The organism is Rhodovulum kholense, from assembly GCF_003053725.1.
Taxonomy (GTDB): domain Bacteria; phylum Pseudomonadota; class Alphaproteobacteria; order Rhodobacterales; family Rhodobacteraceae; genus Rhodovulum; species Rhodovulum kholense.
The window spans coordinates 1-22539 of record NZ_QAYC01000016.1 but is presented as its reverse complement, the minus strand read 5'-3'; the positions used below and the strand labels follow the sequence as shown (position 1 = coordinate 22539).

21 protein-coding genes, 1 tRNA gene, 1 pseudogene and 1 other annotated feature are annotated in these 22539 nt (G+C 67.2%); of the genes and pseudogenes, 10 read left to right on the top strand and 13 right to left on the bottom strand.

The window, feature by feature from the left end; all coding sequences use genetic code 11:
- Positions 1 to 8 precede the first annotated feature (8 nt).
- Positions 9 to 947 carry a 1-phosphofructokinase gene (pfkB, locus tag C8N38_RS17075; RefSeq protein WP_108028354.1) on the bottom strand — a complete coding sequence of 313 codons (939 nt, stop codon included), beginning with the start codon at positions 945 to 947 and terminating at the stop codon, positions 9 to 11.
- On the bottom strand, positions 944 to 3421 hold the full coding sequence (gene ptsP, locus C8N38_RS17070) for a phosphoenolpyruvate--protein phosphotransferase (protein WP_108028353.1): 2478 nt from the start codon (positions 3419 to 3421) through the stop codon (positions 944 to 946). The genes pfkB and ptsP overlap by 4 nt, the downstream gene beginning before the upstream one ends.
- Positions 3422 to 3766: 345 nt before the next feature.
- On the opposite strand from ptsP, the gene C8N38_RS17065 reads away from it, so the two are divergent.
- Positions 3767 to 5869, top strand: coding sequence for a methyl-accepting chemotaxis protein (locus tag C8N38_RS17065; RefSeq protein WP_108028352.1), 2103 nt, complete (start codon positions 3767 to 3769; stop codon positions 5867 to 5869).
- Positions 5870 to 5926: 57 nt separating this feature from the next.
- Here C8N38_RS17065 and C8N38_RS17060 read toward each other — a convergent pair whose 3' ends face one another.
- Together C8N38_RS17060 and C8N38_RS17055 are read right to left on the bottom strand one after the other, a co-directional pair.
- Complete coding sequence (locus C8N38_RS17060) at positions 5927 to 6577, bottom strand: class II aldolase/adducin family protein (protein WP_108028351.1); 651 nt, start codon at positions 6575 to 6577, stop codon at positions 5927 to 5929.
- Between the two features lie 27 nt (positions 6578 to 6604).
- On the bottom strand, positions 6605 to 7063 hold the full coding sequence (locus tag C8N38_RS17055; RefSeq protein ID WP_075786875.1) for an Lrp/AsnC family transcriptional regulator: 459 nt from the start codon (positions 7061 to 7063) through the stop codon (positions 6605 to 6607).
- 133 nt (positions 7064 to 7196) lie between these two features.
- On the opposite strand from C8N38_RS17055, the gene ald reads away from it, so the two are divergent.
- Positions 7197 to 8315 (top strand): alanine dehydrogenase, encoded by a 1119-nt coding sequence (gene ald, locus C8N38_RS17050; RefSeq protein WP_108028350.1) that lies wholly within the window; start codon positions 7197 to 7199, stop codon positions 8313 to 8315.
- A gap of 15 nt (positions 8316 to 8330) precedes the next feature.
- Here ald and mscL read toward each other — a convergent pair whose 3' ends face one another.
- The gene (mscL, locus tag C8N38_RS17045; protein WP_215731175.1) at positions 8331 to 8732 is read right to left on the bottom strand and encodes a large conductance mechanosensitive channel protein MscL; all 402 of its coding nucleotides are present in this window, start codon (positions 8730 to 8732) and stop codon (positions 8331 to 8333) included.
- Between the two features lie 119 nt (positions 8733 to 8851).
- Positions 8852 to 9745 carry an AraC family transcriptional regulator gene (locus tag C8N38_RS17040; RefSeq protein WP_108028416.1) on the bottom strand — a complete coding sequence of 298 codons (894 nt, stop codon included), beginning with the start codon at positions 9743 to 9745 and terminating at the stop codon, positions 8852 to 8854.
- 181 nt (positions 9746 to 9926) lie between these two features.
- Between C8N38_RS17040 and C8N38_RS17035 the strand changes: the two genes are divergently transcribed.
- Positions 9927 to 10949: an aldo/keto reductase gene (locus tag C8N38_RS17035; protein WP_108028348.1), complete on the top strand. Its 1023-nt coding sequence runs from the start codon at positions 9927 to 9929 to the stop codon at positions 10947 to 10949.
- 65 nt (positions 10950 to 11014) lie between these two features.
- On the opposite strand, the gene thiC is transcribed toward C8N38_RS17035, so the two are convergent.
- The 3 genes from thiC to arsB all read right to left on the bottom strand — a co-directional run bounded on the left by thiC (position 11015) and on the right by arsB (position 14546).
- Positions 11015 to 12769: a phosphomethylpyrimidine synthase ThiC gene (gene thiC / locus C8N38_RS17030; protein WP_108028347.1), complete on the bottom strand. Its 1755-nt coding sequence runs from the start codon at positions 12767 to 12769 to the stop codon at positions 11015 to 11017.
- Between the two features lie 287 nt (positions 12770 to 13056).
- The gene (gene arsC, locus C8N38_RS17025; RefSeq protein WP_108028346.1) at positions 13057 to 13494 is read right to left on the bottom strand and encodes an arsenate reductase (glutaredoxin); all 438 of its coding nucleotides are present in this window, start codon (positions 13492 to 13494) and stop codon (positions 13057 to 13059) included.
- Positions 13491 to 14546: an ACR3 family arsenite efflux transporter gene (arsB, locus tag C8N38_RS17020; RefSeq protein WP_108028345.1), complete on the bottom strand. Its 1056-nt coding sequence runs from the start codon at positions 14544 to 14546 to the stop codon at positions 13491 to 13493. The genes arsC and arsB overlap by 4 nt, the downstream gene beginning before the upstream one ends.
- A 91-nt stretch (positions 14547 to 14637) precedes the next feature.
- Here arsB and C8N38_RS17015 point away from each other — a divergent pair, with 91 nt between their 5' ends.
- Positions 14638 to 14988, top strand: coding sequence for an ArsR/SmtB family transcription factor (locus C8N38_RS17015; protein WP_108028344.1), 351 nt, complete (start codon positions 14638 to 14640; stop codon positions 14986 to 14988).
- Between the two features lie 317 nt (positions 14989 to 15305).
- Complete coding sequence (locus C8N38_RS17010) at positions 15306 to 16367, top strand: glycerophosphodiester phosphodiesterase family protein (protein WP_108028415.1); 1062 nt, start codon at positions 15306 to 15308, stop codon at positions 16365 to 16367.
- Between the two features lie 67 nt (positions 16368 to 16434).
- On the opposite strand, the gene C8N38_RS17005 is transcribed toward C8N38_RS17010, so the two are convergent.
- Both C8N38_RS17005 and C8N38_RS17000 read right to left on the bottom strand, forming a co-directional pair.
- Positions 16435 to 17538, bottom strand: coding sequence for an alkene reductase (locus C8N38_RS17005; protein ID WP_108028343.1), 1104 nt, complete (start codon positions 17536 to 17538; stop codon positions 16435 to 16437).
- A gap of 149 nt (positions 17539 to 17687) precedes the next feature.
- Positions 17688 to 18638 carry a class I SAM-dependent DNA methyltransferase gene (locus tag C8N38_RS17000; protein WP_108028342.1) on the bottom strand — a complete coding sequence of 317 codons (951 nt, stop codon included), beginning with the start codon at positions 18636 to 18638 and terminating at the stop codon, positions 17688 to 17690.
- 319 nt (positions 18639 to 18957) lie between these two features.
- On the opposite strand from C8N38_RS17000, the gene C8N38_RS16995 reads away from it, so the two are divergent.
- The 3 genes from C8N38_RS16995 to C8N38_RS22025 all read left to right on the top strand — a co-directional run bounded on the left by C8N38_RS16995 (position 18958) and on the right by C8N38_RS22025 (position 20127).
- Positions 18958 to 19031, top strand: a tRNA-Gly gene (locus C8N38_RS16995).
- Positions 19032 to 19627: 596 nt separating this feature from the next.
- Positions 19628 to 19819, top strand: a complete 192-nt coding sequence (locus C8N38_RS22030; RefSeq protein WP_245895782.1) for a hypothetical protein — start codon at positions 19628 to 19630, stop codon at positions 19817 to 19819.
- Positions 19816 to 20127, top strand: coding sequence for an integrase core domain-containing protein (locus C8N38_RS22025; RefSeq protein WP_342750314.1), 312 nt, complete (start codon positions 19816 to 19818; stop codon positions 20125 to 20127). The genes C8N38_RS22030 and C8N38_RS22025 overlap by 4 nt, the downstream gene beginning before the upstream one ends.
- Here the strand turns inward: C8N38_RS22025 and C8N38_RS16985 are convergent.
- Both C8N38_RS16985 and C8N38_RS16980 read right to left on the bottom strand, forming a co-directional pair.
- Positions 20124 to 21209 carry a glycosyl hydrolase family 18 protein gene (locus C8N38_RS16985; protein WP_108028341.1) on the bottom strand — a complete coding sequence of 362 codons (1086 nt, stop codon included), beginning with the start codon at positions 21207 to 21209 and terminating at the stop codon, positions 20124 to 20126. The two genes, C8N38_RS22025 and C8N38_RS16985, sit on opposite strands and share 4 nt — an antisense overlap.
- A 69-nt stretch (positions 21210 to 21278) precedes the next feature.
- Positions 21279 to 21707, bottom strand: coding sequence for a hypothetical protein (locus C8N38_RS16980; protein WP_108028340.1), 429 nt, complete (start codon positions 21705 to 21707; stop codon positions 21279 to 21281).
- A 306-nt stretch (positions 21708 to 22013) separates the two neighbouring features.
- Here C8N38_RS16980 and C8N38_RS16975 point away from each other — a divergent pair, with 306 nt between their 5' ends.
- Together C8N38_RS16975 and C8N38_RS21740 are read left to right on the top strand one after the other, a co-directional pair.
- On the top strand, positions 22014 to 22346 hold the full coding sequence (locus tag C8N38_RS16975; RefSeq protein WP_158272375.1) for a transposase: 333 nt from the start codon (positions 22014 to 22016) through the stop codon (positions 22344 to 22346).
- Positions 22301 to 22417, top strand: a sequence feature (AL1L pseudoknot). Its footprint overlaps the gene before it by 46 nt.
- Positions 22343 to 22539 (top strand): annotated as a pseudogene (locus C8N38_RS21740) (IS3 family transposase); the annotation flags it as partial. Its footprint overlaps the feature before it by 75 nt. The gene C8N38_RS16975 and the pseudogene C8N38_RS21740, both read left to right, overlap by 4 nt.

The following is a 22539-nucleotide window of genomic DNA, read 5'->3' as shown; positions in this document are numbered from 1 at the left end:
ACGTTGCTTCAGGCCGCGCCGATGCCGACCGCCGCCATAAGGTCTTCGATCCGGTCGATGGGGGGCAGGTGCGGGCCGATCTCGCCCAGCGCGCCCAGCGACACCGCCGTGGCCAGACGCGCGGTTTCGGCCAGGTCCAGCCCGCGCGTCGCGGCATGGATCAGCCCCGCCACCATCGCATCGCCCGCGCCCACCGTGCTGGCAACCTCGATCCCGGGCGGGACCGCGCAAAGGGATGCGTCGCGGGTGACCAGCACCGCGCCCTCGGCCCCCATCGAGACCGCGACAAGACCGACCCCGCCCGCCACAATCTCGCGCGCGGCGGCGACCGCCTCGTCGCGCCCGGCCAGCGGACGGCCCAGAAGCGCGCCAAGCTCGGCGATGTTGGGCTTGATGATGTCGGGCCCGGCGGACAGGGCGGCCGCAAGCGGCGCGCCGCTGGTATCGAGTGCGACCCGCGCGCCCTTTTCCCGCGCCTGCCGGATCAGCCCGGCATAGGTTTCGGGCGGAAGCCCCTCGGGCAGGCTGCCGCACAGCGCGACCCAGTCGAGCCCCGCCTCCAGCAGCGCGCCCAGCGCGCGTCCGACGCCCTCCAGCGCCTCGGGGCCGGCCGATATGCCGGGGAAGTTGAGGTCGGTCACCTGATCGAGGACCGGATCGACGATCTTGACATTGGTCCGGGTCGCCCCGTCGAGCCGCAGGCAGGCATCCCCGATCCCGGTCTGCGCGAAGTGCCGCTCGAAAAGCGCGGCATTCTCGCGCCCGAGAAAGCCCGTGACCGTCACCTCATGCCCCAGATGCGCCAGGAACGAGGCGACGTTGATCCCCTTGCCGCCGGCATCGACACGCGAGGCCTCGACCCGGTTCACCGCATCGACGGCAAAGCGCGGCACGCGCACCGTCTGATCGACCGCGGAATTGAGCGAGACGGCCGCGATCCGCGTCATGCGCCCCCCCGGCCCAGCGCGCGCACGGCGCCAGCGTCCGGACAGGCCAGCGCGCGCTCGGCCAGCTTGCGGTTCTCGGCCATCGACTGGCGGCGCAGCTGCGCCTTGACCGCGGCGATGGACGGGATCGAGACGCTGAGCTCCACAACCCCGAGCCCGCTGAGAATCGTCGCCCCCAGCGGGTCGCCCGCGATCCCGCCGCAGGCGCCGACCCAGATCTCCTCGGCCCGGGCGGCCTTGACCGTCAGGTCGATCATCCGCAGCACCGCCGGCTGCAGCCCGTCGGCATGGCGGGCCAGAACCGGATGCATCCGGTCCATCGCCAGCACGTACTGGGTCAGATCGTTGGTCCCGATCGAGAAGAAATCCACCCGCTGCGCCAGTTCCCGCGCCATCATCACCGCCGAGGGTACCTCGATCATGATGCCGGTCTCGACCTCCTTGGCGCCGATCTCGCGGCGCACCTCCGTGGCGATGGCCAGCGCCCGGTCAAGCTCTCCGGTCATGGCCACCATCGGGAACATGATCCGCACCGGCCCCCGCGCCGACGCGCGGTAGATCGCGCGCAGCTGGGTGCGGAAGATCTCTTCGTGGCTGAGGCAGAAGCGAATGCCGCGCTCGCCCAGAAACGGGTTCTCTTCGGCGGGCATCCGCAGATAAGGGATCGCCTTGTCGCCGCCCACATCCAGCGTGCGCACGATGATCGGCAGCCCGTTCAGCGCCTCTATCATCGCGGCATAAATCTCGACCTGCTCCTCCTCGCTGGGGGCATCGGGACGGTTCAGGAACAGGAACTCGGTACGCAAAAGGCCCACGCCCTCGCCGCCCGCATCGACCGCCGCCCGCGCCTCGCCGGTGTCGCTGATATTGGCGACGACCTCGATCCGCACGCCGTCGGTGGTCAGCGCGGGCCTGTAGCAGTCGCGCTTCTCGATCTCGCGCTGCTTGCCCAGGTCCGCCAGTGCCGTCCGGATGCGGCCGGTATCGGCCTCGCTCGGCCCGGTGACCAGCAGTCCATGCGCGCCGTCCAGCAGGGCGGGCGTGCCCGAGGCGATGTCCAGCACGCTGGCCCCGGCGCCGGTGACCGCCGGAATGTCGAGCGAGCGCGCGATGATCGAGCTGTGCGAGGTCGGCCCGCCGCTCGCGGTGCAGATGCCCTGCACCAGCGCGGGGTCAAGCCCGGCCGTGTCCGACGGCGTCAGGTCGTCGGCGACCAGAATGCAGGGTTCGGTCGGGTGCGCGGCGGCGTCAGACTTGACCTCACCCAGAAGACGCAGCACCCGATGGCCCGCGTCGCGCAGATCGACCGCCCGGCCCGCAAGAACCGGATCGCGCATCGCGGCCAGCATGTCGGCCCGGTCGAGATAGGCGGATTTCCAGGCAAAGGGCGCGCTTCGACCCGCCTCGATCAGCGCCTGAGCGGCTGCGACGATCTCGGGGTCCTCCAGAAATTCCTGATGCGCCCGGAAGATCCCCGCCTTGGCCGGGCCGGATTTCTTCCAGACCTCTTCGTAAAGATCCTCAAGCTGGCGCCCGGCGGTCTTGACGACCGCGTCAAGCCGCCGGCGCTCGGCCGCCGGATCGGCCGCATTGGCCTCGAACACCACCTCTTCGCGAGCGAAGCGAAAGACCGGCGCGATGGCAAAACCGGGCGAGGACGCGATGCCTGCGATCATGTGGCCGTCATAAGACACCTCCGGCGCACGAGCCGTTCCGGACGCGGCCTGTCCTGCCTCTTCCTCGTCATCGAGCCCCGCCTCGATGGCCGCCTTCAGCGCGGCCAGCGCCCGGTCGGCATCCGGCCCCCGGGCAGTGGCGCGGATGCGCCCGCCCCCGGCAACACCCAGTCCCAAAAGCGAAATCAGACTTTTCGCGTTGCCAGTCTTGTCGCCGTGCGCGACGCGGATTTCCGCCTTGAAACCCTTGGCGATGTCCACAAGCGCGGTCGCCGGCCGCGCATGCAACCCATGCGCCCCGGCGATGGTGGCCTCGAACCCGTCGCCGAAGGCCTCCCCCGCGTCGGCGGGCGGGGCGGCGGGGACGGCGGCAGCGCCGGTCAGACGCGCGACGATGTCCCCGGTCTCACCGGTCGTGGCCAGCCGGTCGGCCTCGGCCGGGTCGCCCAGCACATCCATCAGGTTGGTCAGGATCTGCAGATGCTCGTCGGATTTGGCGGCGATGGCGACCACCAGCCGGGCGCGGTCTCCGGGCCCCCAGTCGACGCCCTCGGGCAGCTGAACCACGGCAATCGCCGTCTCGCGGATCAGCTCGCGATCCTTGGGCAAGCCATGCGGAATCGCGATGCCGTTGCCCAGGAAAGTGTTGGCGACCTTCTCGCGCCCCAGCATGCTGTCGCCATAGCGCGGGTCGATCTTTCCGGCGGCGGCCAGAAGATCCACGGCCTGAGCGATGGCATCGGCCTTGTCGCGTGCCTTCCGGCCAAGGGCCACAAGGTTGTTCGTCAGCGATATCACGCGTCGTTCCTCCCCTTCGGCCGCCCTGGGCCAGCGGCACGCGCCGGAATTGCCGTATGGTCAGGCATGACAGCCGCGGCCGTCCGGATTTGCAACACTTGAATTCCGCGGATACCGCGTTAGCGCACCCGGCCCCGCCCCCCCGGGGCCCGCGCCGGTGCCAGGCATCGTCCAGCGCGGCGATCGGCGCCGGTGCCGCCCCACCGGACCGTCCCGCATCGAACCGCGGAGGGGACCTCCGAAAAGGCCGGACCGGGGCGCGGATGGCGGGCCGTCGGGGTTAGGGTTACCTTAGGGAAAGATGCTTAGCCTCGGGGTTTCACCGACCTGCATGGAATTTGCCGCATGTCCCTGAGATTCATCCTTCTCTTCGCTCTGGTGCCGCTCGTGCTGCTGATTCTCCTGCTGGCCGGGAATGACCTGCAAGGGCTCAGCTCGAACGCCCGGTTCGAGGACGACATGGCATCGGTGGCCGAAGAAACCGACCGGATCGGCGATCTCGTGCAGGAACTGCAGAAGGAACGGGGGTTGTCTGCCGGGTTTACCGCCTCCAAGGGGCGGAATTTCCCCGCGGAACTCCGCATCCAGCGGACCGAGACCGACACCGCCCTGTCAGTCTTCCGGGACAAGCTGTCAGTGGTCAGGACGATGGCGCCGGAAGCGACCGAAAGCGCTCTGCAGGCCTTGCAGGCGCTTCAGACCCAGCGCGGCAAGATCGACGCGCTGGACCTCACGGTGCCCCAACTGGCAGGCTATTATACCGGCATCATCGATTCGCTCCTGACGGCGGCCACCCGGATCCGCACCGGCAAGGTGGCCAGTGCCACGGCGGTCCTGATGGAGGCGCAGGAACTGGTGGCCCTTGCCAAGGAAAGCGCCGGGCTGGAACGCGCGATGGGCGCGACCGGGCTTGGGTCGGAGACCTTTCCCAACGAGGTGTACCGCCGCTTCATGGCGCTCGGGGCCCGTCAAAGCGCTTTGCTGGCGCGGGCGCAGACGGTGCTCGGGCGGCCGGATTTCGTCTCGACGATCGAGGCCAGCAAACCCGCCCAGACGATTGCCCCGATGCGCGAAACGATTGCAGCCCTGCCCTATGGCGGCGCGCGGGGCGATCTGACCGCCCCGCAATGGTTCGCCGCCTCCACCGCCTGGATCGACCGCCTCCGGGCCGTCGAATCCGATCTGGGCCAGGAAATCGGCCTGCTGGCCGAAGGCAACCGCGCACAGGCCGAACGGGCCATGGTGGTCGGGTCGATTGCAACCGGAGTCGGCGTGTTGCTGGGCATCCTGATCGCCGTTGCCATCGCCGACGGCATCACGCGCAGGCTGCGCAAGCTGACCGGGATCATGCATCAGTTCATGGAAGGCAATTTCGAGGCCTGGGTACCCTTCATTGAGAAGAAGGGCGAAATCGGCCAGATGGCCAATGCCATCTACCGCTTCAAACAGCTGACACGGGCCGCGATGCGCCAGAAGGAAGAAGACGAGGCCACCCTGAACGAGCGGCATCAGCAAGTTGTGGATCTGGTCACGGAGGGGCTCAAGGCGCTGTCCCGCTCCGACCTGTCGCGCCATTTCGAAGACCCGCTACACGGCGACTACGACACGATCCGGACCGATTTCAATGCGACGGTGGTCCGACTGCGCGAGGTTCTGTCGACCATCGCCTCGACGGTCAGCGATCTCGAGAGACGGTCCGAGGACATGCTGCGGACCGCCGGCGACCTGGCACAGCAGACCAGCAGCCAGAGCAGCACGATCCAGGGCACCGCCGCCTCCGTCGACCGCCTGGCCAGCGGACTGAAGGACACCAATGGCTCGATCCACGACGCCCGCTCGCTGGCGGGCGACGCCAAGCAGCGCGCCGACCTCTCGGGCGAGATCGTCCGCGATGCCGTTCTCGCAATGGAACGGATCTCCGAATCGTCCAGCAAGATCGCGCAGATCACCGCGATGATCGAGGACATCGCCTTCCAGACTAACCTGCTTGCCCTGAATGCCGGGGTCGAGGCCGCCCGCGCCGGCGAAAGCGGCAAGGGCTTTGCCGTGGTTGCCACCGAGGTCCGCGAACTGGCTCGCAGATCCGCCGAGTCGGCGATGCAGATCAAGAAACTGATCGGCGAAAGCGTCGAAGAGGTCTCGGGCGGGGTGCGTCTGGTCGGCGAGGCAGGCCAGTCGCTCGAAGAGATCGTCTCGCAGGTGACCCGCGTCTACGAGACGCTGGCTCAGGTCAGTGCCCAGGCCGACGGACAGACCCGGGAGCTGCAGGAAGTCAACGAATCCATGACCAGCCTGCGCGCCCTGACCGAACGAAACGGCCATGTCGTCGACAGCACCCGCGATGCCTCGAACGACCTGGCGGCCAGCGCCCAGGCTCTGGCGCGAATCGTCGCCGAGTTCAATCTTGGGCCTGATCAGCGCGGGAATCAGGTCGGCCGCGCCGCCTGAACCCTCCCGCTAAGACTGGCGTCGTGGAAGAGCCGGAGGATGCCCTCAGCCTCAGCCTCAGCCGCGCTCGGCCTGTCCGTAGCCTTGGGTAAACTGCGCCACGGCCTCGGCCAGCTGGGCTTCGGTCAAGAGCGGCGGTTCGCCGATGGTCAGGGCCCCGTGATACTGCCGTGCCAGCGCCTCGACCTCGACGGCCAGCCACATCGCCTTGTCGAGGCTGACTTCGGCCGCGATCATGCCGTGATGCGCCATCAGGCAGGCCTTGCGACCCTCCAGCGCCTCCAGCACCCGGTCGGACAGCGCCTGGGTCCCGAAGGTCTCGTAGGGGGCGCAGCGGATGTCGCCGCCGCCGGCCGCGGCCACCATGTAATGCACCGCCGGGATCGGCTTGTGCAGGATCGCCAGCATCGTGCAATAGGGCGCGTGGGCATGGACAACGGCATTCAGATCGGGCCGGGCCTGCAGGATGTCGAGATGGAAGCGCCATTCCGACGAGGGCTTGCGCGCGCCATGGGCGGTGCCGTCCATTTCCATGAAGACGATGTCCTCGGGCGTCAACACGTCATAGGCAATCGAGCTTGGCGTGATCAGGATCCCCGCCCCGTGCCGGACGCTGATATTGCCCGACGAGCCCTGGTTCAGACCGACCGCATTCATGCTGCGGCAGGCCGCCACGATCGCCGCGCGCTTGTCCGTTTCCTGGGTCATCCTGCCACCTCCGTTGCTGCCCCTGCCCTATAGCGGCAGCGCGGTGGTCTTGAACACCGTCCTGAGCGCAAAGGAGGATTGCATCCGCGCCACCCCCGGCAGCCGGGTCAGGTATTGCCGGTGGATGCGGGCGAAATCCTCGCTGTCCTCGGCCACCACCTTCAGCAGATAGTCGGCGCTGCCCGCCATCAGGTGGCATTCCAGAACGTCCGGCACCCGCGCCACCGCCTTCTCGAAGGCGGCAAGCGTTTCATCGGCCTGGCCCGACAGCGTGATCTCGACAAAGACCGTGGTCTGGCGGCCCATCTTGCGGGCATCGAGAAGCGCGACATAGTCCCGGATGAACCCCGCCTCTTCCAGCCGCTGCACCCGCCGGTGGCAGGCCGAGGCCGACAGGTTCACCCGTTCGCTCAGATCCGCGTTCGAGATGCGGCCCTGTTTCTGCAACACCCGCAAAAGGCGAAGATCGGTCTCGTCCAGCGTCATTTCCCGCATGATCCTTCGACAGTCCGGCGGCATCATGCATGGATCTTCGGTGAAGGCCCAGAGCATCCCCCGAGAAAATCAACCCTCTTCGGCCCGATCTGCGGCATTCTGCCACCAGGAGAAGGAGACCCCAATGCAGATCGGATGCCCCAGAGAGATCAAGCCCCAGGAATTCCGCGTCGGCCTGACGCCCAATGCCACCCGCGAGGCCGTTGCCCATGGCCATGCCGTGCGGATCGAGACCGGCGCCGGGCTGGGAGCGGGCTTTGACGACGCCGACTACATCGCGGCGGGGGCAAGGATCGCCGCCTCGGCCGAAGAGATCTTTGCCGAAGCCGAACTGGTGGTGAAGGTCAAGGAGCCGCTGGCCGAGGAACGGCGGCGCCTGCGCGAGGGACAAGTGCTGTTCACTTACCTGCACCTCGCGCCCGACCCGAACCAGACCCGCGAGCTGATCGACAGCGGCGTGACCGCCATCGCCTACGAGACCGTGACCGACGACCGCGGCGGGCTGCCGCTGCTGGCGCCCATGTCCGAGGTCGCGGGACGGCTGGCGCCGCAGATGGGGGCCTGGGCGCTGCAGAAGGCCAATGGCGGGCGCGGTGTGCTGATGGGCGGCGTGCCCGGCGTCGGCCCAGCCGAGGTTCTGGTGATCGGCGGCGGGGTGGTCGGCACCCATGCCGCGCGGATCGCGGCCGGGATGGGTGCCCATGTCACCGTGCTGGACCGCTCGCTGCCCCGGCTGCGGCAGCTTGACGAGACATTCGGCGCGGCGTTCTCGACCCGGTATTCATCCGAGGGCGCGCTGGCCGAGCTGATCGGCCGGGCCGACATGGTCGTGGGTGCGGTGCTGATCCCCGGGGCGACCGCCCCCAAACTGGTGCGGCGCGCCGATCTGGCGCGGATGAAGCCCGGCGCGGTGCTGGTCGATGTGGCCATCGACCAGGGCGGTTGCTTCGAGACCTCGCACCCGACCACCCATGAGGACCCGGTCTTTTCGGTCGACGGCATCCAGCATTATTGCGTGGCCAACATGCCGGGCGCGGTGCCGCGCAGCGCGACACTGGCGCTTGGCAATGCCACGATGCCCTTCCTGCTGGCGCTGGCCGACAAGGGCTGGCGCCAGGCCTGTGCCGACGACCCGCATCTGCTGGCCGGGCTCAACGTGCATGCGGGCCATCTGACCTGTTGCGCGGTCGGCATGGCGCAGGGCATCGACGTTCTTTCGCCGCACCTGGCGGTGAAGGCCTGAGCGGGAAGGCCGCGCTCAGCGCGCCTTCAGAAGGTCCCGGATCTCGGTCAGAAGCTCTTCCTGGGTCGGGCCCGCGGGCGCACCGGGCACCGGCTGCTCCTTGCGGCTGGCGGCGTACTTGACCCGGTTCACGCCCTTGACCAGCAGGAACACCACCCAGGCGATGATCAGGAAATTGATCAGCGCGGTGAGGAAATTGCCATAGGCGAAGACCCCGGCATTCTCGCCCTCGCCGATGCGGACGGCGAGACCCGAAAAGTCGATGCCGCCGACGAAAAGCCCGATGATCGGATTGATGAGATCGTTGACCAGCGAGGTCACGATGGCGGTGAAGGCCGCGCCGACGATGATGCCCACGGCCATGTCCATGACATTGCCCTTGGCGATGAAATCGCGAAATTCCTGCAGCATTAAAATACTCTTTCCTTCTGAAAGCCCCCGCCGCACTTTCCGCAACAGCAGGCCGAGCCTAGCACAGCCAGGGCCGCCCGCGCTGCGTTTTTCGCCCGGGCGTCAGAAGGCCGACCCGGACCCGCTCAGCCGCCGGTTTCGGCCAGGCCCCGGCGCAGTTCGACCGCGTCGCGTCCGGGCGGCTCGCCGAAATGGCGGCGGTATTCGCGGCTGAATTGCGACGGGCTGTCGTAGCCGATGCGATAGCCGATCCCCGCAACGTCGCCGGACCGGGTCAGCAGAAGCCGCCGCGCCTCTTGCAGCCGCAGGCTTTTCTGGAACTGCACCGGCGTCATCGCCGTCGCGTCCTTGAAATGGCGGTGGAAGGTGGCCGGGCTCATCCCGGCCAGCGCCGCCAGATGCCCGACCCTCAGCGTTTCGGCGTAGTTCTCGCGGATCCAGCCGATGGCGCGGCCGATCCGGGCCAGGCGGCTGTCGGCCATCCCGATCTGCCGCAGCCGCGCGCCCTGCGGCCCGTTCAGCAACTGCCAGACGATCTCGCGCCGGATCATCGGCGCAAGCACCGGAATATCCTGCGGCCGGTCCGCGACCGATAACAGCCGGTCGAGCGGATCGATCAAGGCCTCGCCCAGATCATGCACCTCGATGGCAGCCCCCATCGGCGGATCGCCGGCCGGGCGCTGGCCCAGCATCAGCTCGGCCACCACGGCCGGGTCGATCTCCAGCGCCAGCGCCAGATAGGGGGTCTCGGATGCCGCGTCGACGATTTCCGCCCGGATCGGCACGTCAAGCGAGGCGATCAGGCATTTGCCCGCATCGTAGCGGAACGCCCGGTCGCCCAGTCGGCTGATCTTGGCTCCCTGCAGCACCGCGCAAAGCGAGGGTCTGTAAACCCCGTGGAAGACGCCCGAGGGCCTGTCGGCACAGGACAGCCTCAGCCCCTGAACCGGGGGTTCGCGCCCATGCGCCTCCCACAACGAAACGAGCTTGGCCCTGAGGCCGGAAAGTCGGTCGGTCATGCCCATACCCTAGCCGGTCCGGCGGCGCTCTCCAAAGTCAATCGGCGGCGGGATGAGAGAATCGTGCAAGACTGCGAGAGGATCGGCGTGGCGAGGGGCCCGGCCCGGGCCCATTTCGGGGCAGAGGCCGGAGCGGACGCCGACGCGGTGCTCCGGCCGTCAGTCAGGAAAGGAAAGCAACATGCGCTATCGTCGTCTTGGCCCGAGCGGGCTTTTCGTGTCGGAGCTTTGCCTCGGCACCATGACCTTCGGCGGCTCCGAGGGCATGTGGGGCAAGATCGGCCAGCTGGGCCAGACCGAGGTGGACGGGCTCGTAGGCAACGCGCTCGAGGCCGGGATCAACTTCATCGACACCGCCAATGTCTATGCGGGCGGCGAAAGCGAACGGCTGCTGGGACAGGCCCTCAAGAACCTTGCGGTGCCGCGCGAGGATGTGGTGATCGCGACCAAGGTGCTGGGCCCGATGGGCGCGGGCGTGAACGCGCGCGGCGCCTCGCGCTATCACATCATGGAGCAGTGCAAGGCCAGCCTCGCGCGGCTGCAGCTTGATCATATCGACCTCTACCAGATCCACGGCTTCGACCCGGCAACCCCCATCGTCGAGACGCTGGAGGCGCTCGATACGCTCGTGCGGCAGGGTCATGTGCGCTATCTGGGCCTGTCGAACTGGGCCGCCTGGCAGATCGTCCGCGCGGTCGGCATCGCCGAGGCGCGGCGGCTGGCCCCGATCCTGTCGCTGCAGGCCTATTACACCCTGGCCGGGCGCGATCTGGAACGCGAGATCGTGCCGATGCTGAAGGAAACCGGCATCGGGCTGATGGTCTGGAGCCCGCTGGCGGGCGGGTTCCTGTCGGGCAAGTACGACCGCGACGGCAAGGCCGCCGACGGGCGGCGGGCCAGCTTCGACTTCCCGCCCATCGACAAGGACCGCGCCTATGACGCCATCGAGGCGATGCGCGGCATGGCCGAGGTGCGCGGGTGCAGCGTGGCGCAGATCGCGCTGGCCTGGCTTCTGCATCAGGAGGTGGTGACCTCGGTCATCATCGGCGCCAAGCGCGCGGACCAGCTGACCGACAATATCGGCGCGACCAGGGTCGAGCTGACTGCCGACGAGTTGACCCGCCTTGATGCGGTGACCCGCCTTCCGGCCGAATATCCCGGCTGGATGCTGGAACGGCAGGGCGAATACCGCAGCCAGAGCTAGACCCCGAGGCTCAGCAGGCGGGGGCCGGCATGACCCGGCCCCCGCCTTCGATCGATCCGCCCGCGCTATTCGGCGGCGGGGGTCAGCCCGTTCGGACAGGTCCCGGCCTCGGCCTCGGCCGCCTCGCGGATGTCCTGGCTGATCTTCATCGAACAGAACTTCGGCCCGCACATCGAACAGAACTGCGCCTCCTTATGGGCGGCCTTGGGCATCGTCTCGTCATGGAAGGCGCGCGCCGTGTCCGGGTCGAGCCCCAGATTGAACTGATCCTCCCAGCGGAAGGCAAAGCGCGCCCGGCTGAGCGCATCGTCGCGGGCCTGCGCGCCCGGATGCCCCTTGGCCAGATCGGCAGCATGGGCAGCCAGCTTGTAGGTCACGACCCCGGTCTTGACGTCGTCGCGGTCGGGCAGGCCCAGATGCTCCTTGGGCGTGACATAGCACAGCATCGCGGTGCCGAACCAACCGATCATCGCCGCCCCGATGGCCGAGGTGATATGGTCATAGCCCGGCGCGATGTCGGTCGTGAGCGGCCCGAGCGTGTAGAACGGCGCCTCGTGGCAATGCTTCAGCTGCTCGTCCATGTTGGCCTTGATCTTGTGCATGGGCACATGGCCCGGCCCCTCGATCATCACCTGACAGTCCTTCGCCCAGGCGACCTGCGCCAGCTCGCCCAGGGTCCGCAGCTCGGCGAATTGCGCGGCGTCATTGGCATCGGCGATGGACCCGGGCCTGAGCCCGTCGCCCAGGCTGAACGAGACGTCATAGGCGCGGCAGATGTCGCAGATCTCCTCGAACCGCTCGTAGAGGAAGGACTCGCGGCCGTGATGCAGGCACCACTTGGCCATGATCGACCCGCCCCGGCTGACGATGCCGGTCACGCGGCGCGCGGTCAGCCCGATCATCTCGCGTCTCAGCCCCGCATGGATGGTGAAGTAATCGACCCCCTGCTCGGCCTGCTCGATCAGGGTGTCGCGGTAGATCTCCCAGCTCAGATCCTCGGCCACGCCGCCGACCTTTTCCAGCGCCTGATACAGCGGCACGGTGCCGATGGGCACAGGCGCGTTGCGCAAGATCCAGTCGCGGATGTTGTGAATGTTGCGCCCCGTCGAGAGGTCCATCACCGTATCGGCGCCCCAGCGGATCGCCCAGACCATCTTCTCGACCTCTTCCTCCATCGAGGAGGTGATGGCCGAATTGCCGATATTGGCATTGACCTTCACCTTGAAGGCGCGGCCGATCACCATGGGTTCAAGTTCGGGATGGTTGATATTGGCCGGGATGATCGCCCGGCCCGCAGCGATCTCGGCGCGGACGAAGTCGGGCGTCGCCAGATCGGGGATCTCGGCGCCGAAGGGCTCGCCGTCGCGGGTATGGGCAGCGGTGCGGCCCTCGTTTTCCCGGATCGCGGCGAATTCCATCTCGGGGGTGATGATCCCGGCCCTTGCATAGGCCAGCTGGGTGATCGCCCGCCCAGCCGTCGCCCGAAGCGGCTCGGGCCGCCGCGGAAAGGCCGGAACCAGCCGCGCGCCTTCGGCAAAGCCATTGTCGGCGGCGGTCACGTCTCGGGCCGGATAGGTCTCGGCCTCGCCGCGGTCGCGCGCGAAGGGGATCCGCACCGGCGCAAGCCCTGCGGCGATGTCGATCCGCGCCCCGGGGTCGGTATAGGGGCCCGAGCTGTCATAGACCGTCACCGCCCCCTCGGCGGTCGCGATCCGGCGCAGCGGCACCCGGATCGGATGCAGCGTCCCGGACAGGTAAACCTTTTCCGAGGCGGACAGCGGCCCCAGCGTGATCTGCGGAACGGTGTCGGGTTTGTTCATCTTCGTCTCCTCAGTTGACCTGACGAGACCCAGACGGATGATGAGGCAGAAAGCGGGGCCGTTGGCCCGAACGACCTTGACGGTCCGGGGGCCTTGCGGCCCGGGGGGCGGGAATTGCGGCATGCCCCTCGGTCTTCCTACGCCAGTCTCAACTGGGTCAGGTTCGAAGGGTCGCGTCGCCGGGGTTTCCCCCTGTCAGCCTCTCAGTCCCCTGGGCGGGACTCCCCTGACGTGGGACGAGGTATCGCAAAGCCGGGCGAGTCTGTCAAACCCGCGCCGCCGAGGGGTCAAGCCGGGTCGCCGGGTGGCACCACGCGCGCGCCCGAGGCGGTCAGGATCATCTGCCCGTCCTCCTTGTGAAGCGGCCCGGGCGGCAGCCGGTCGAGCAGATCCAGCACCGTCTCGGACGGGCGGCAGAGCCGCACACCCTTCGGGCTTGCCACGATCGGCCGGTTGACCAGAACCGGATGCGCGATCATCGCGTCCAGCAGGGCGTCGTCGGGCACGTCCTCGTCCAGAAGCCCAAGCTCGGCCGCGGGCGATTTCGTCCGGCGCAGCGCGGTGCGCGGCGTCAAACCGGCCGCCGCGAACAGCGCCAGCAGCTGCGGCCGGGTCCAGCCCTCGGTGAGATAGTCGATCACGACCGGCTCGGTCCCCGACCGGCGAATGATCTCGAGCACGTTACGCGAGGTGCCGCAGTCGGGGTTGTGATGGATGACGATCATGCCGGGTCTCCGGCAAAGCGCGTGCGGGTCCGGTTGGCGAAGGCCACCAGCGACAGCATCACCGGAACCTCGACCAGCACGCCGACGACCGTCGCCATCGCCGCCCCCGAATTCAGCCCGAAGAGGCTGATCGCCACCGCCACCGCCAGCTCGAAGAAGTTCGAGGTGCCGATCATCGCGCAGGGCGCGGCGATCCGGTGCGGCACCTTCAGCGCCCAGGCCGCCCCGTAGGCCAGCGCGAAGATCCCGTAGCTCTGGATCAGGATCGGCACTGCGACCAGGACGATGGCGCCCGGCTGGGTCAGGATACGGTCGCTCTGCATCCCGAAGAGGATCGCCACGGTCGCGATCAACCCGACCGTCGACAGCGGCTTGATGCGGGCGGAAAAGCCCGCGATGGCGGCCGGGCTGCCCAGCAGGCGCCGGGTCAGAAGCCCCGCGGCCAGCGGAATCACCACGTAAAGCAGCGTGGCCAGCAGCAGCGTTTCCCAGGGCACGGCGATCTCGGACACGCCCATCAGGACCGCCACGATGGGGGCGAAGGCCACCACCATGATCAGGTCGTTCACCGAAACCTGCACCAGCGTGTAGGTGGCGTCGCCCCGGGTCAGCTGCGACCAGACGAAGACCATCGCCGTGCAGGGCGCGGCCCCCAGAAGAATCAGCCCGGCGGTGTATTGCGCCGCGTCGGCGGGGGCGATCCAGGGGGCAAAGACATGCTCGAAGAACAGCACAGCCAGCGCCGCCATGGTAAAGGGCTTCACCAGCCAGTTGATCGTCAGGGTGATCAACAAGCCCCGTGGCGCCCGCGCCACGTCCCGCACCGCGCCCAGATCGACCCCCACCATCATCGGATAGACCATGGCCCAGATCAGCACCGCGACGACAAGGTTGATCGAGGCGACCTCGGCTGCGGCGATGCCCTGAACCAGCCCCGGCGCGACCAGACCCAGCACCAGCCCGACGCAGATGGCGGCAGCGACCCAAAGCGTCAGATAGCGTTCGAACCGGCCAAGGTGTCCGGGCTCGGCAGAGGAGGACGCGGCGGTCATGTCAGCCTCATTTCGTGGATTCTCGAATTCTCGTTTCGTAACGGTGCAGCCGGGTCTGGTCAAGCATCGTCATTTCGCGTAGGATCGAAATATGGATCAGATAACCGCCAAGGACGCCTTCGCCGCCCTTGCCCATGATACCCGCCTGTCGGTCTTCCGCCTGCTGGTCAGGCAGGGTCCCCGAGGCCTGCCCGCGCTGGAGATTGCCCGTCGCCTGGGCGCCCCGCCCTCGACGCTCTCCAGCCATCTGGCCAGCCTCAAGCGCGCCGGGCTGCTGAACGCCGAACGCCGCCACCGCGAGATCCTTTATGCCGCGAACCTCGCCGCGGTGAACGACATCGTGCGCTTCCTGCTGGACGATTGCTGCGGCGGAGACCCGACCGCCTGCGCCGGCCTCGACGGCATGGTTCTTCCCACCACGGCGACGCCCTCGGACGCGTGACGCGCCCCCTGAACGGGGGCGCCCCAACCGCCGGATTGTTCCGATCGCAGCCATCACAAGAGCGGCCATCGGCCTGATCGCTGCCAGGTTGCGACTGCGATTCACTTGGAAAATCCGGAGCTTGCCTCTTCCTTTGTCACCGCCGCCCGGCAGCCGACAGGCCGCACCGGCTTTTCCAGACGTCTGGCGGGCTTTGCCACCGGCATTCACGCGCCTGTCGCGAAGACGTCATCGAACCGTCTCACGTCCTGCCTATCGACCGTCGCGTGGCCTTTTTTCGGCCACAATTCCACCACGGGACTGACAGGATTCTTCTCATGAAACGCACTCTTGGGGCGCTTGCCCTGGGCCTGATCTCGATGGCGCCCGCCCACGCCGCGACCCTTTACAACACGCTCGACGGCGAGGCCCCGCTGATCATCGCCCACCGCGGCGCCAGCGGCTATCTGCCCGAACACACGCTGGGCGGCTACGAACTGGCGCTGCAGATGGGCGCCGACGTGATCGAGCCCGACCTGCAGACGACCGCCGATGGCGAGCTGGTCGCGATGCACGACTCGACCCTGAACCGGACCACCAACATCGAGGCGCTGTTCGCGCCCCGCAACGGCGGCTACCGGGTGTCGGACTTCACCCTGGCCGAGATCAAGTCGCTGACCGTCGAGCCCACCGGCGCCACCGCCTCGACCAGCTATGACGGCTTCACCCCCTCGATGGCCGACCCCTACAAGGTGCCGACCTTCCAGGAGGTCATGGACCTGGTCAGCGCCTACAACGCCACGACCGGCAAGCAGATCGGGATCTATCCCGAGGCCAAGACCCCCAACAGCCTCGCGATGAACGAAAAGATCCTGCAAGAGATGAAGGCCAACGGCTTCGACGGCTCGGTGCAGAACACCTTCATCCAGACCTTCAGCCATGAGGGCGCCCGTCAGCTGGCCGACCTGCAGGTCGAGATGGGCATGGACAACGCCATCGCCGCGCTGGGCTATGCGATCGATCTGGGCGACGGCTTCGGGGTCTATGACGCCACCACCGGCGGGGTCACCGCGCTCGAGGATCTCGCCGGGTTCGCCGACGGGCTGGGGCTGTATCTCGGCTACGATCTCGATGCCGCCTTCATCGCCGCCGCGCATGCGCTGGGCCTGACCGTCCACGGCTGGACGTTCCGTCCGACCTCGGACGAGGCCGCCTGGGACATGTTCCTGCCCTGGATCGAGGCCGGGATGGACGGGTTCTTCACCGATTACAGCCTGCGGGGCGTCGAGGTGCTGGACCGCTACGAGGCCTCGGAAGTGCCGGTGCCGGCGACCCTGCCGCTGATGCTGGCGGGCCTGGGCGGGCTCGCGATGCTGCGCCGCCGCCGCGCCGCGGCCTGAGCGGCCCTTTCCGAACCGACGCGGGGCGCCTCTTGCGGGGCGCCCCGGCAGGCCCGACCGGGCCCCCTCAGGCGGTTTCGGCCTGGTCGAGCGTGGGATAGTCGGTCAGGCCATGGGCGCCGCCGCCATACATCGTGCTCCGGTCGGGCTCTGCCAGAACGGCATCGCGCCGCAAACGCTCGACCAGATCGGGGTTCGAGATGAAGGGCCGCCCGAACGCCACCATGTCGGCCGCCCCGCTTTCGACCGCCGCCAGCGCCGAGGCCCGGTCATAGCCGTTATTGGCGATATAGGGCCCCTCGAACAGCGCCCGCAATTCCGGAATGCCGCGCCCCTCGGGCCAGTCGCGCGGCCCCCCGGTCTGACCCTCGACCATGTGCAGGAAGGCAAGGCCAAAGCGGTTCAACCCGGAAATCGCCTGCGAGAACACCGCGAACGGGTCGCTGTCGGCAATGCCGTTCGCGTTCGAGAAGGGGCTGAGCCGCAACCCTGTGCGGCCCGCGCCGATCTCGCCCGCGACAGTCTCGACCACCTCGAACAGGAACCGGCAGCGGTTTTCGATCGAGCCGCCATAGGCATCGGTCCGATGGTTGGTGCCGTCGCGCAGGAACTGGTCGATCAGATAGCCGTTGGCGCCATGGATCTCGACCCCGTCGAACCCCGCCGCCATCGCATTGGCCGCGGCCTTGCGATAGTCGCCAAGGACGCGGGCAATCTCGGCCGTCTCCAGCGCGCGCGGGGCCGAAACCGGAGCAAAGCCCTCGGCGGTAAAGGTCTTGACCTCCTCGGCCGCGATGGCCGAGGGCGCGACCGGGGCCTGAGCGCCCGGAAGCAGCGACACATGCGACACTCGCCCGACATGCCAGAGCTGGATCACGATGCGCCCGCCAACCGCATGGACCGCATCGGTCACCTTGCGCCAGCGCTCGACCTGAAGGTCGGAATAGATGCCGGGCGTGTCGAGATAGCCCTGCCCTTCGGGCGAGATCTGCGCGCCTTCGGTGACGATCAGCCCGGCGCCCGCACGCTGGGTGTAATAAGTGACATGCAGATCGGTCGGGGCCAGCGTGTCGTGTTCGGCGCGGTTGCGGGTCAGTGGCGCCATCACGACGCGGTTTGCCAGCGCGATGTCGCCCGCGGCAACGGGGGTGAAGAGCTTGGGCTCGGTCATGGGAAACGTCCTTTGACATGCGAAAGGTGCCAGTCGGACCTAGGCATCCCCCGGCACCGGGCAAGAGGCCGCGGCGGGAACACCCCTCTGCGCGTTGACGCACAGTCGCGGTATCTGCCGCGGTTTCAGGTGGGGTTTGAGGCGCGGCCTCAGGCCAGCGCCATGCCCTCGCCGTCGCCCTGACGGTCGGCGGCCTGCGCCAGATCGCTGGCGGTGACGACGAAGCCCTCGATCCCGGCCCCGCGATCGGTCCGCAGCACCGCCCGCCCCAGTCGCACCGACCGGAACCCGGCCGCCGCCAGAACCGCGTGCAAATAGGCGGGCGCATGGGCAAAGCGGCGGCTTTCGCGCAGCGTCAGCGGGGCCTCGCCGGCGGCCGCCGCCTCGACGGTGAAGGCCAGCACGCCGCCCGGCGCCAGCGATCCCGCGCACCAGCCCAGGATGCGTTCGAGCGCGCCGAGATAGACGAAGACATCGGCGGCGAGGATCAGGTCATAGCGCGCGGCCCCGATCTCGAGCGCGGCGAGGTCATGCTTTTCCAGCCGGTCGTAGATCCCCTTGGCTTCGGCCTGGGCCAGCATCCCCGCCGAGAGGTCGACCCCCTCGAGCCGGTCGCAGCGGTCGCGGAACGCCTCGCCCGCCAGCCCGGTGCCGCAGCCCAGATCCATCGCCCGGCCAAAGCGCCGCCCGGCCAGCGCCTGCCGCAGCAACTCGGGCGCGCGATAGTCCAGCCGCTCGACCAGCGACAGATCGAACCGCGGCGCATAGTCGTCGAACAGCGCTTCGACAAAGGCCGCGGGCATCGCCTCGGCGACCGGCGCGGCCCGCATCAGATCGCGCTTGAGTCCTGCCCCCAGAAGATCCTGCGGATCGGCCGCCAGTGCCCGGTCCCAGGCCGCGGCCGCCCGGTCGGGATCGCCCGCAGCGGCATGCCACTCGCCCAGCCTGTACCAGCCCGCCGCCCATCCCGGCACCTGGTCCAGTGCATCGCCCAGCACCTCGATCGCTGCCGTAAGATCGCCGCCAAGGGCCAGCCCCTCGGCGAAGTCGAACCGTCGGTCCACGATCAGGTCGCCAGAGGAGAATCCTCTCGCAGCCATCGTCCACAAATCCAAAAAGGGCCGTACCCCCGGTGCCTTGCGGCGGCGTCCGGTCTCGGGCGGGGTGTTCCGCGGGTCCGCGCTGTCCGGAAGTTCGCCCCGGCGCGCGGTCCGCCTCTGGCGGATCTAGGGGCGCGACCTGCCCTCCGTCAACGGGGTGGCGCGCGGCGCTCGGCAGATTTCGGCCAAGCGGCCCGGGTCCGGCTTTGGTCCCACCGCACCGCCCGGGCGCTCTGCCCGTTTTTGGCGACCGCACGGCGCTTCGGAAAGAGGTTTGAGCTTGAAGCCGCGGCTCCGAAACGGTAACAACGCGGGCGTCGCGGGTGTAGCTCAATGGCAGAGCGAGAGCTTCCCAAGCTCCAGACGAGGGTTCGATTCCCTTCACCCGCTCCATTAAATCCGAAAATCAACTCGCCACATTAGGTCCGACCCCTTGAAATTAAAGGATTGGGCCGACGCCATGCACGAGGCGGCGCGGACTTTCCCATTTTCTGCCCGTGTTTTTGCCCGTGTTTCGAGCTCGCCCACCATGATCCGATCTGCAAGGAAATGCCTGCAGGCGCAGATCAAGGCAGACCCGGTACGGCAATCGTCCAGCGCGGCAAGAGCAAAACCGACTACCTTCGGGAGGAGGTCGCCAAGAGGTTCCGCAACGGCGACGTCGAGGGCCGCCGGGAGATCTCCATATCCCTCGGCACGGACAGCCTCGCCGAAGCGAAACAAAAGGCCAGCCGCATCTGGGACATGCAGATTGGCGCCTGGGAGGCCAGGCTGGCAAGGGATACCTCCGACGCGGAAGCGCGGTTCGATGCGGCACGAGACCTCGCAAAGCATAAGGGTTTCAGGTACATACCGGTCTCGGGCGCTGAAGCCGAAGGACTCCGGGCCCGCGCATGGCAGCTTCATGGCCTACGAGCCCGGCTACCTGCACATCGACATCACGTATCTGCCCCAGATGGCCGACGAGGACCGCCGCCGCGATCTCTTCGTTGCCGTTGAGCGAGCGACGCGGCGGGTCGCCGTCGCGCGTCTATCCCGCACAGGCCGCGGCAAGCGCCCGCCGTTTCCTTCGCGATCTGGAGCGCGCGGCCCCGATGAAGATCGCCCGCGTGCTGACCGATAACGGCAAGGCCTTCACCGACCACCTCTTCGGCCTGCGCAAACGCGCTGCAGCCGGATAACACGAGTTGACCTCCTCTGCGCGGACCTCGGCATCGAGCATCGTCTCGCACCGCCGATGCGGCCGCAGACGAACGGCATAGTCGAGCGGTTCAACGGCAGGAACGAGGATGTCCCGCAGAGCCATCTCTTCCAGAGTGGCGACGACCTCGAGCAGACCCTCCTGCGCTACGTCCACCTCTGCAACACCCAGCTCCCGCAATCAGCCCTGAAGGGGCAACCCCCCGTCGCAACCCTCAGGGACTGGCAATGTCACAGACTCGAGCTGTTCGGGGAGCGCATCTACAATCTCGCGGGATGTAACACCTAATCTGGCGCCAGGGCCGTGTTGATCTCCTGGGCATAGGAGGTCTGGTCTTTCAGTGACGTCCACTGCCAGAATGCGGCGCCCGCTATGTCCTCAAAGGCTGCGACATAAGTCGATACGATGTCGGCGCACCCCGAATACATCGTATTACCTGTGTTCGACGCCTCGCAATTGGCTTGGCTGGGATTCCCGCCAACCGTACCGAGCGTGGCAATTCCAGGGTTCAACTGGGCTTCGGCGACCGTGATGGCCTCCGCGTCTTTGCAAGCGAACGTGCCCAGATCGCGGCCAATGGCATCGGCGACCTGACTCGGCATCTGCGATGACGGTCCAGTCCAGCCTTGGCACTGTGCACCGCCCGCATAATACTGACGGTTGATCAGGGTCGGCGTGATCTGGCTCGATCCCACCAGATTGCAATACTGCCAGACCAACTGGCTGTAGGGACTGCCGGGGCAATTGAAGGGGGCAATCGAGACAGGCGGAACGGGCGACAGATTCTCTGAAATGGATGAGGCAAAATTGCGATAGCCTTCATGGCTCGCGGTCTCGAAGTCGAGGTCGATACCAGAGACGAAATAGTCGGTCATGAAGGTGGAAAGGGCGCTCATTGCGGCGGCTTGCTCGGCATGCGTCGCACCGGCAAAATATGACCAGGTCTCGTCATTCTCCGCACCGCCAATCGAGATGTAGATCGACTTCCCGGCCTCGCTCAGACCTTGCATCATCGCCTTCGCCGTGCCGTCAGGATCTTCGGTTGCGGCAATGTTCCAGACCACCACCGGGTCGGTCCCGGGGCAGGTGAAGCCGCCGCCCGATTTCGGGGTGCAAAAGTTTATGAAGGCGAAGACGAAGTGGGAGAAATCCGAGGCCGTCATATCGTCGAAATCGGATTGTGTCAGGCTGCCGATGGGAACGGGAGCGTCTTCGACATAGGTGAGGTTCACCCGGTCAGCGGAGGCAAGCGACCCAATCGGCAGGGTGATGGCAGCAAGAACGACGATGCGCAGGATTCGCATCAGATATGCCCCTTCCGCTTGTTGCATCCCGATCGGCGCCTCAATGGGAATCGCGACGACTGCCACGGCAACGACCCGTTTAGCTTTCGCGGGATCTCAAAGCTCGGACGGGGGCGGCCCCCATCCGAGAATTCCTCAATCCCACTGATTCTGTGGGTCGGTTGCGCTGACGGTCCACTTGTAGCATCCGCCGCCCGACTGGCCGCCGCCACCGGTCTGGCAGCTGTCGAGAGCCTGGCATTGGCCCTCGCTGACCATGCCCTGCGGGGCGGGAACCCATTCATTGGTCTGGTTGTCGAGCCAGAAGCAGGAATACCAGGGCTCGCGCGGGGCATCGGCGCTGGCGGCCCACTTGTAGCATCCGCCGCCGGATTCTCCTTTTCCACCATCGCAGCTATCCAGCGCGAAGCACTTGTCCTTGTCGACATCTCCCTGAGGAGCGGGAACCCAGGGATTGCCGGAATCCGTTGACATCCAGAAGCACGAGTCGGCCATCGCAGTGGTTCCCGCGAAACCTGTTACGACGGCAAAGGCGGTGGCAATAAAACCCTTCGAGATCTTCATGGCAATTGTCCCTATTTTATGCGTTGGTTGGACAAAATCGAAGGGACCCTGCCCCCTCTTGCACCTTTCACATGCACTCCTCCTTGGTAGTAAAGCAACATCACACAACTTAGGCGATTCTAGAAGGGAAAATTTCACGTTTTGGCTGCTTGCAAGGTGGCCTTTCGGATGATTATTCAATTCTCGTCAGAGCCCATTTATCTTGCGGCCGGGTGTAATTTGGGCGCCGCAATGGAGATTGAACGATGGGCAGAACTGAACCGCCCCGGGTTTACTGGAGAGTGAAGCACTCAAAGGATGAGCCCTATGACGACAAGACGATTCACCCCCGCCTGTCCGGCTGAGCTACGCCAGCGTGGCGTTCCGCTGTTTCGGGAGAACCGCGCTGATTATGCCAGTGACAGCGCGGCATACCGTGCAATCGCGCCCAAGCTTGGCTGTTCGCCCGACAGCCTTCGTGTCTGGTGTCAGCAGGCCGAGCGCGATGCCGGCCAGCGAGTTGGCCTGACGACTGCCGAGAAGGATCGGCTCAAGGAGCTGGAGCAGGAGGTTCGTCAGCTGCGCCAAGCCAATGAGATCCTGAAGAGGGCCAACGCGTATTTCGCGGCGGCGGAGATCGACCGCCCGTTTCGCAAGTGAACGCATTTCTCGAAGGCCAACGTGGCGTCTTTGGCGTCGGGCCGATCTGCCGGGGTCTGGGGATCGCACCTTCGACGTATTACGCCTTCAAGTCCGTAGAGCGTGATCCGGACTTGGCATCGGATCGCGCCAGGCAGGATCGGCTGGACATGGCCGCCATCAGGACGGCCTTCGATGACAGCCGGGGCCGGCA

Excerpts from the sequence above, each read along its gene's own strand:
- C8N38_RS17005 (WP_108028343.1), bottom strand. The coding sequence starts at position 17,538 with ATGACCGAGCCCAAGCTCTTCACCCCCGTTGCCGCGGGCGACATCGCG.
- C8N38_RS17010 (WP_108028415.1), top strand. The coding sequence starts at position 15,306 with ATGAAACGCACTCTTGGGGCGCTTGCCCTGGGCCTGATCTCGATGGCG.
- C8N38_RS16980 (WP_108028340.1), bottom strand. The coding sequence starts at position 21,707 with ATGAAGATCTCGAAGGGTTTTATTGCCACCGCCTTTGCCGTCGTAACA.
- C8N38_RS17000 (WP_108028342.1), bottom strand. The coding sequence starts at position 18,638 with ATGGCTGCGAGAGGATTCTCCTCTGGCGACCTGATCGTGGACCGACGG.
- C8N38_RS17015 (WP_108028344.1), top strand. The coding sequence starts at position 14,638 with ATGGATCAGATAACCGCCAAGGACGCCTTCGCCGCCCTTGCCCATGAT.
- C8N38_RS17035 (WP_108028348.1), top strand. The coding sequence starts at position 9,927 with ATGCGCTATCGTCGTCTTGGCCCGAGCGGGCTTTTCGTGTCGGAGCTT.
- C8N38_RS17055 (WP_075786875.1), bottom strand. The coding sequence starts at position 7,063 with ATGACGCTGGACGAGACCGATCTTCGCCTTTTGCGGGTGTTGCAGAAA.
- C8N38_RS16975 (WP_158272375.1), top strand. The coding sequence starts at position 22,014 with ATGACGACAAGACGATTCACCCCCGCCTGTCCGGCTGAGCTACGCCAG.
- pfkB (WP_108028354.1), bottom strand. The coding sequence starts at position 947 with ATGACGCGGATCGCGGCCGTCTCGCTCAATTCCGCGGTCGATCAGACG.
- arsB (WP_108028345.1), bottom strand. The coding sequence starts at position 14,546 with ATGACCGCCGCGTCCTCCTCTGCCGAGCCCGGACACCTTGGCCGGTTC.
- thiC (WP_108028347.1), bottom strand. The coding sequence starts at position 12,769 with ATGAACAAACCCGACACCGTTCCGCAGATCACGCTGGGGCCGCTGTCC.
- arsC (WP_108028346.1), bottom strand. The coding sequence starts at position 13,494 with ATGATCGTCATCCATCACAACCCCGACTGCGGCACCTCGCGTAACGTG.
- C8N38_RS17065 (WP_108028352.1), top strand. The coding sequence starts at position 3,767 with ATGTCCCTGAGATTCATCCTTCTCTTCGCTCTGGTGCCGCTCGTGCTG.
- C8N38_RS17040 (WP_108028416.1), bottom strand. The coding sequence starts at position 9,745 with ATGACCGACCGACTTTCCGGCCTCAGGGCCAAGCTCGTTTCGTTGTGG.
- C8N38_RS17060 (WP_108028351.1), bottom strand. The coding sequence starts at position 6,577 with ATGACCCAGGAAACGGACAAGCGCGCGGCGATCGTGGCGGCCTGCCGC.
- ald (WP_108028350.1), top strand. The coding sequence starts at position 7,197 with ATGCAGATCGGATGCCCCAGAGAGATCAAGCCCCAGGAATTCCGCGTC.